At 41.7% G+C, this 7,010-nt stretch carries 8 protein-coding genes and 2 tRNA genes; all 10 read left to right on the top strand.

Translation table 11 applies throughout. The features are described from left to right. Positions 1 to 195: 195 nt before the first annotated feature. The 10 genes from rpsF (at position 196) to AB5123_RS13515 (ending at position 7,009) form a co-directional block, all read left to right on the top strand. On the top strand, positions 196 to 486 hold the full coding sequence (gene rpsF / locus AB5123_RS13560; RefSeq protein WP_022287517.1) for a 30S ribosomal protein S6: 291 nt from the start codon (positions 196 to 198) through the stop codon (positions 484 to 486). 22 nt (positions 487 to 508) lie between these two features. Continuing rightward, positions 509 to 1,033, top strand: coding sequence for a single-stranded DNA-binding protein (locus AB5123_RS13555; RefSeq protein ID WP_022287518.1), 525 nt, complete (start codon positions 509 to 511; stop codon positions 1,031 to 1,033). 46 nt (positions 1,034 to 1,079) lie between these two features. Beyond that, a complete protein-coding gene (gene rpsR, locus AB5123_RS13550) occupies positions 1,080 to 1,325 on the top strand; it encodes a 30S ribosomal protein S18 (RefSeq protein ID WP_022287519.1) in 246 nt (81 codons plus the stop codon). A gap of 160 nt (positions 1,326 to 1,485) precedes the next feature. Further along, positions 1,486 to 3,897: an endopeptidase La gene (lon, locus tag AB5123_RS13545; protein WP_041337342.1), complete on the top strand. Its 2,412-nt coding sequence runs from the start codon at positions 1,486 to 1,488 to the stop codon at positions 3,895 to 3,897. 11 nt (positions 3,898 to 3,908) lie between these two features. Beyond that, positions 3,909 to 4,631, top strand: coding sequence for a ribosome biogenesis GTP-binding protein YihA/YsxC (gene yihA / locus AB5123_RS13540; RefSeq protein ID WP_041337343.1), 723 nt, complete (start codon positions 3,909 to 3,911; stop codon positions 4,629 to 4,631). Positions 4,632 to 4,742: 111 nt separating this feature from the next. Continuing rightward, positions 4,743 to 5,045 (top strand): YerC/YecD family TrpR-related protein, encoded by a 303-nt coding sequence (locus AB5123_RS13535; RefSeq protein WP_041337345.1) that lies wholly within the window; start codon positions 4,743 to 4,745, stop codon positions 5,043 to 5,045. Beyond that, complete coding sequence (locus AB5123_RS13530) at positions 5,045 to 5,797, top strand: class I SAM-dependent methyltransferase (protein WP_287615213.1); 753 nt, start codon at positions 5,045 to 5,047, stop codon at positions 5,795 to 5,797. Before AB5123_RS13535 ends, AB5123_RS13530 begins: the two co-directional genes overlap by 1 nt. 4 nt (positions 5,798 to 5,801) lie before the next feature. Then, complete coding sequence (gene hslO / locus AB5123_RS13525; RefSeq protein ID WP_117857616.1) at positions 5,802 to 6,671, top strand: Hsp33 family molecular chaperone HslO; 870 nt, start codon at positions 5,802 to 5,804, stop codon at positions 6,669 to 6,671. A 162-nt stretch (positions 6,672 to 6,833) separates the two neighbouring features. Next, positions 6,834 to 6,909 (top strand) — tRNA-Val (locus AB5123_RS13520). Positions 6,910 to 6,935: 26 nt separating this feature from the next. Then, a tRNA-Asp gene (locus AB5123_RS13515) sits at positions 6,936 to 7,009 on the top strand. Position 7,010 lies beyond the last annotated feature (1 nt).

Genomic DNA, 7,010 nt, shown 5'->3' with positions numbered 1-7,010 from the left:
ATTTTATCAGATTTTTGCCTATCTCTCTTTTCTTTTTTCTTAATTTTGTCCAATATCTATTGTAGCACTACAAAAAGTTCATAAAAAAACGCAAGTGACACTTGACAGATAATCGGTCTTGTGTTATAATAATTGAGTTATCCTTGCTTGTGCAAATTGCGGCACAGGCGAAATCCAAAAGGAGGTGCAAATGCAATGGCAAAAATTAATGAGTCTTATGAGGCTATGGTAATTTTCAGCTCTAAGCTTGACGAGGAGGCTGTAAACACACTCACAGCTAAGTTCAATGACTTGATCGAGGCAAACGCAAGCGACGTTACACTTAGTAATTGGGGCAAGCGTAAGCTGGCTTATGCTATCAATTATGAAACAGAAGGTACTTATGTACTGTGGTCATTCACATCTACGCCTGAGTTTCCAGCTGAGCTTGAGAGAATTCTTGGTATCACAGACGGCGTGATCCGTTTCTTAGTAACGGTCAAGTAAAACTGCGAAAGAGGGAAAAGTTATGCTTAACAGAGTTATTTTAATGGGTAGGATCACTCAGGATCTTGAAGTAAGACAGACTCCTAGTGGAAATGCAGTTTTGAGATTCAATGTTGCAGTTGACAGACCAGTTCGTCAGGGTGCTGAAAGGCAGACTGATTTTATTACTTGCACTGCTTGGGGACAGAGAGCTGAATTTATCAACAGATACTTTTCAAAGGGCAGAATGATCGCTCTTGAAGGTCAGATAAGAACAGGTTCTTATGATGACAAGAATGGTGTAAAGCATTATACAACTGAGGTCAATGTTGACAGTGTGTCTTTCACGGGTGAACCAAAACAGCAGGGAGCAGGTAACTATTCCAATAACTACGGAAATGGTGGTTATCAGCAGAATAATTACCAGCAGAACAATGGTGGATATTCACAGCCTGCAAACAATTCTAATCAGAATAACTATAACAATGCTCCATCAAATGACGCTTTGTCCATTGGTGACCTTGATGATTTTGAAGAAGTATTGACCGATGACGGAGTACCGTTCTAAGCAGAGGAGTTTTGAAAAAATATTTCTCTAAGGAGGGAAATTTACCATGGAAAAGGAAAGAAATACAAGCAGACCTATGAAGAGAGGTCGTAAGAAGGTTTGTATGTTCTGTGCAGACAGAGCTGAAAAGATCGACTATAAGGATATCGCAAAGCTTAGAAAGTGCATGACAGAGAGAGCTAAGATCCTCCCTAGACGTGTAACTGGCACTTGTGCTTATCATCAGAGAGAACTTACAACAGCTATCAAGAGAGCACGTCATGTGGCACTTCTTCCATATGTAGCTGACTAATAGTGTTTTCTATTTTGAGGTACCTTTATAGGTGCCTCTTTTTGTTAAGGGGAAGTTTCTGAGTGGGGCTTGCAAATGTATCATAAATGTGATATTATATACTAAAGCTGTATAACAAAGCATTACAGTATTTGTAGAGCTGTAAGGAAATGGAGCAACTATGAAAGATAAAACTGATGTTAAAATAAATAATATTATGCCGTGTGTTCCAACGAGAGATCTGGTAGTTTTTCCTGGAATGTCTATGCATTTTGATGTTGGCAGACCAAGAACTATAAAGAGCATGAAAAATGCCATGGACGGCGATCAACTTGTTTTTCTTTGTGCGCAAAAAGACGTTTATCTTGAAATGCCTGAAAAAAAGGATATGTTCAAGGTGGGTACTGTAGCAAAGGTAAGACAGATCGTTAAAGCGCCTGATGGAATATACAGATGCTATGTGGAAGGTCTGCGTAAAGCGAGACTTGCTGAGTTTTATCAGTATGATGATTGCTATGAAGCTGATGTAAGACTTGTACCAAATTATTCAAAGGATAGGCTTGACGATGACGAACAACTTGCTGTTTTTCGTTCGGTCTTAGATGAGTTTGAAGAGTATGTTCAGGTGGTTCCTAAAATGCCTGAAGAACTTTATGCCCAGATACTTGGTTCTAAAACGCCTGTTCAACTTTTTGAAAGTTTGGCATTTAATATTCCATTAGCTTTTACTGACAGACAGTCGCTTCTTGAAGCCCCATCTGTTTCAGATAAGCTAATTCTTATGGTCACTATACTTTCACGAGAGACCAATGTTTTATCTCTTGAAAGAAGGATACATAGTCAGGTCCATTCGCAGATAGAAGAAAGTCAGCGCGAATACTATATTCGTGAGCAGATCAAGGCGTTACAGAATGAGTTGGGTGAAAATGAAGACGGCTCAGATGTAAATGAGATCGATGAGTACACACATAGGATAGATTCACTTGTATTGTCCGAAGAAGTTCGTGATAAGCTTATGGGCGAGGTCAGGAAGCTTTCCAAGATGGGTATGATGTCACAGGAGGGTGTTGTGCTGAGAAATTATCTCGACACAGTGCTTGCATTGCCGTGGAATGCTGTCACAAAGGATAGGACAGACGTTAAAAAGGCAAAGCAGATACTTGACAAGGATCACTATGGCATGGCAAAGGTCAAGGATAGAATACTTGAAAATCTTGCAGTAAGAGCGCTTACTCCTGATGTCAAGGGGCAGATCCTCTGTCTTGTTGGTCCTCCAGGCGTTGGCAAAACTTCAGTGGCAAAGTCTGTCGCTAGAGCACTTAATCGAAACTTTGTAAGGGTCTCATTGGGCGGTGTTAAGGACGAAAGTGATATCAGAGGTCACAGAAAGACGTATGTTGGTGCAATGCCAGGAAGAATAATGAATGCCATGAAGCTTGCAGGAAGTAAAAATCCTGTCGTTCTTCTTGATGAGATAGACAAGATGAGCAATGATTTCAGGGGCGATCCATCGTCTGCTATGCTTGAGGTTCTTGACAGCGAGCAGAACAATGCTTTCAGAGATCATTATATTGAAGTGCCATTTGATCTAAGTGATGTGCTGTTTATTACAACTGCAAATACTCTCGATACTGTTCAAGCACCTCTTCTCGACCGTATGGAGGTCATAGAGTTGTCTAGCTATACTAGGGAGGAGAAGTTCCATATTGCAAAGGAACATCTTATTAAAAAGCAGGAAGGTAAGAATGGTCTTAAAGCATCTCAGATACGCATCTGCAATGATGCTATCTATAAGCTTATAGACAGCTACACAAGAGAGGCTGGCGTGAGAAATCTTGAAAGACAGTTAGGCTCGCTTTGCCGAAAGGCTGCTAAGGAAATAGTTGAAGACGGCGTTAAGAAAGTTACTTTCAAGGCGGATAATCTTGAAAAATATCTTGGTCATGAGAAATATCTCCCTGATGTTGTATCAGACAAAGATGCTGTTGGCTCTGTAAATGGTCTGGCATGGACGTCAGTGGGCGGAGTTGTCATGCCTTTGGAAGTCCTTGTACTTGACGGAAAGGGCAGAATAGAGCTTACAGGCTCACTTGGCGACGTTATGAAGGAGTCTGCAAAGATTGCCGTAAGCTATTGCAGAAGCGTTGCTGACAAATATGGCATCGATAAAGACTTTTACGAGAAAAAAGATTTGCATATACACGCTCCCGAGGGTGCTGTGCCTAAGGACGGTCCATCTGCAGGTGTTACCATGATAACGGGCATCATCTCTGCATTGGGTAATATAAAAGTACGCAGTGACGTTGCTATGACAGGCGAGATAACTCTTAGCGGCAAAGTACTGCCTATAGGCGGTCTCCGTGAAAAGACTATGGCTGCATACAAGGCGGGGGTAAAGACTATTATTGTGCCTTTTGCTAATAAGGGCGATCTTGATGACGTTGACGATACAGTAAAGCTTTGTTGCGAGTTCGTGTTCGCAAAGACTATTCAGGATGTGCTTGACGTTGCACTTGTTCCAAACAGCAAAAATAATGTTCCGCTTGAACTCCTAAGCAAGAACGAGCCGGAGCGAAAAAAATTAACGGTATAGAAAGGGCGCCTATGAATTATAACAAAGCAGAATTTTATACTTCCTTTGGAAAATTCTCGCAGATACCCAAGTCTGACAGACTTGAATTTGCCTTTTCCGGCAGGTCGAATGTGGGAAAGTCGTCGCTGATAAACAAGCTTCTTAACAGAAAAAACTTGGCGAGAGTAAGCTCTATGCCGGGTAAAACTGTTACAATAAACTTCTTTTCGGTGGAGAATATATATATCGTTGATCTGCCTGGATATGGCTATGCCAGCGTATCAAAGTCCGAGAAAAGACAGTGGGGCAGTCTTATAGGCGGCTATCTTGACGACGGCAGCAGACAGCTTGCACTTGTTTTTCAGCTTGTGGATATGCGTCATCCGCCTAGCAAAGACGATCTGATGATGATAAATTATCTTATTGACGCTGAGATACCATTTATAATCGTGTTCACCAAGGCAGATAAGCTCAAGCCTAACGCCAGAAAAGCACGTATGGAAGCTTTCAAGACAGAGATACCATGCTTTGAGGACATCACCTGTGTGGAGTTCTCTGCTATCACAGGAGAGGGCGTAGATGAACTGAGGGCAATAATAGACGATATATCCGAGGGGGCTGAGATAACGCCACCAGAGAAACTAGAAAGCGATACAGAGGACGAAGAAGAGGAATATTACGATGATAAAGAGGATATTTCTGATGAGCCGAAATCATTCGGCGGTTTTCTAACGCCTAATAGAAGAAAAAATTAAGAGTAAGTAAACAAAAAATTCATAATTCTCCTTTACATTTTTCATGACTTGTGTTAAAATATATTTATGGTTTAACACTTTACACCATGAAACGTAAAGGAGATTTTTTTCATGAAAGAGAAACTTGAGATCAAAAATTTAGACGATCTTTATGAAGCAGTGCTTTGTCTTGAAACTGTCGAGGAATGCAGGCTGTTTTTTAAAGATCTTTGCACTATACCTGAGCTGAAAGCACTTTCGCAGCGTTTTCAGGTTGCAAAAATGCTTACAAAGGATCATGTTTACAGCGATATAGTAAACGAAACAGGTGCTTCAACGGCAACTATAAGCCGTGTGAACCGCTCGCTTTCTTATGACGGCTCAGGCGGATATAATATCGTTTTTGACAGATTGGATAAGAAGGAAGATAAGTAATGAGCGGATACGGCAGATTTGCCTGTTACTATGATAAGCTTACAGAGAATGTCGATTACGGAAAAATTGCGGCACGGTGTCATGAGCTTATAAAACGATACAGTTCAGAGCATGAGGTTGTTTTGGACCTTGCCTGCGGCACGGGTTCGCTCAGTGAAGCACTTGCACGTCTTGATTATGATGTGGTAGGCGTTGATCTGTCGGATCAAATGCTGGAAGAAGCCATGGATAAGCGCTATGAAAGCGGTCTGAACATACAGTATCTTATGCAGGATATGACTGAGCTTGATCTGTATGGCGCAGTTGATGCTGTTGTTTGTGTTCTTGACAGCATAAACCACCTTGAAAATGAGGAAGCTGTCAGAAAGACTTTTGAGTGTGTATCAAAATTTACCTGCGAAGGTGGACTTTTCATATTTGATGTAAATACTGTGTACAAGCACCGAGTGATCCTTGCAGACAATGCGTTCTGCTATGATCTTGATGGGCTTTTCTGTGCATGGCAGAATGAGCTCAATGATGATGACAGCGTGAGCATATATCTTGACTTCTTTGAGGAGCAGGAGGACGGCTCTTATTGTCGTTTTAGCGAGGATTTCACAGAGAGGATATATACGGACGAGTTTTTGAGCGAGCTTGTAAAGTCAAATGATTTTGAGCTTATAGGAAAGTATGACGGTTTTGAGGACTCACCAGTTAATGATAAAACGCAGAGAGTTCTTTATGTGTGCAGGAGAATAAACAGAGGGTGATTTTATGGGTAGAATAGTTAGAGTTATAAGTAAAGACGCTTCCGTTGTGTGCAGTGCTATCGACGGAAAGGATATTGTTTCACGCATTGAGGAGATACATAAAACTTCCGCTGTGGTCACGGCGGCACTTGGCAGACTTGCTATGGGTACTTCGCTCATGGGATTTGGACTTAAAGGCAAAGATGATTCTATTACTGTAAAAATGGACGGTGACGGTCCTACAGGTGCGCTTATATGCGTATCTGACAGCATGGGAAATGTTAAGGCATATGTACAAAATCCAGTGGTGGAACTGCCGCTTAACGATAAAGGCAAGCTTGATGTCAGAGGGGCTGTAGGCTCTAATGGTACGCTTAGTGTGGTCAAGGACATGGGACTTAAAGAGCCGTACTGCGGACAAGTGCCTATTGTTTCAGGCGAAATAGCAGAGGATATAACTAACTATCTTGCCGTCAGTGAGCAGGTGCCAAGCGTCTGCGCTCTTGGCGTACTTGTAAATCCAGATCTGACAGTGAATTGTGCTGGTGGATTTCTTATTCAGCTTTTGCCGTTTGCACCTGAGTCAGCTATAGATCAGATAGAGAAGAATATAAACGGAATGGAGTCTGTAACAAAGCTTATATGTGGTGGTATGACCACAGAAGCTATTGCAATGAAAGCCTTGGAGGGTCTTGAACCGAACGTTCTTGATGATTTTGAGGTTAATTATCGATGTGATTGTTCAAGGGAGAGAGTAGAGAATGCTCTTATATCTTTAGGCAGGGCAGAACTTGAAGATCTTTCTAAAGACGGTGGTACTGACGTTGAGTGTCACTTCTGCGATAAGAAATATCACTTTACTCCTGAGGAGATTTTAGGGTTAATAAAAGAATAATATTTAATGAATATTTTATGTACACTATTCAAATGCCCGATAATAAAGCGTTTGCGGACTTAAACTTTTTTTGAGAAATTTCAAAAAACTCTTGACAAATGGCTTTGGATAGTGTATAATAAATATCGTCGCTGAGAGATACAACTCAAAACGACAGCTAACGGGAGCATAGCTCAGCTGGGAGAGCATCTGCCTTACAAGCAGAGGGTCACAGGTTCGAGCCCTGTTGTTCCCACCAAGCGGACTTATAAAGTCCGCTCATATGGCCGGGTAGTTCAGCTGGTTAGAACGCTAGCCTGTCACGCTAGAGGTCGTGGGTTCGAGCCCCATTCCGGTCGC

This window comes from Ruminococcus sp. RTP21204st1_B2_RTP21204_210225 (assembly GCF_040914135.1).
In the GTDB taxonomy this organism is placed as follows: domain Bacteria; phylum Bacillota; class Clostridia; order Oscillospirales; family Ruminococcaceae; genus Hominimerdicola; species Hominimerdicola aceti.
This window is presented reverse-complemented; position numbering and strand designations above follow the sequence as displayed.

Bases quoted from the DNA above. Each gene is read 5' to 3' on its own strand.
- rpsF (WP_022287517.1), top strand. From the start codon at position 196: ATGGCAAAAATTAATGAGTCTTATGAGGCTATGGTAATTTTCAGCTCT.
- AB5123_RS13555 (WP_022287518.1), top strand. From the start codon at position 509: ATGCTTAACAGAGTTATTTTAATGGGTAGGATCACTCAGGATCTTGAA.
- rpsR (WP_022287519.1), top strand. From the start codon at position 1,080: ATGGAAAAGGAAAGAAATACAAGCAGACCTATGAAGAGAGGTCGTAAG.
- lon (WP_041337342.1), top strand. From the start codon at position 1,486: ATGAAAGATAAAACTGATGTTAAAATAAATAATATTATGCCGTGTGTT.
- yihA (WP_041337343.1), top strand. From the start codon at position 3,909: ATGAATTATAACAAAGCAGAATTTTATACTTCCTTTGGAAAATTCTCG.
- AB5123_RS13535 (WP_041337345.1), top strand. From the start codon at position 4,743: ATGAAAGAGAAACTTGAGATCAAAAATTTAGACGATCTTTATGAAGCA.
- AB5123_RS13530 (WP_287615213.1), top strand. From the start codon at position 5,045: ATGAGCGGATACGGCAGATTTGCCTGTTACTATGATAAGCTTACAGAG.
- hslO (WP_117857616.1), top strand. From the start codon at position 5,802: ATGGGTAGAATAGTTAGAGTTATAAGTAAAGACGCTTCCGTTGTGTGC.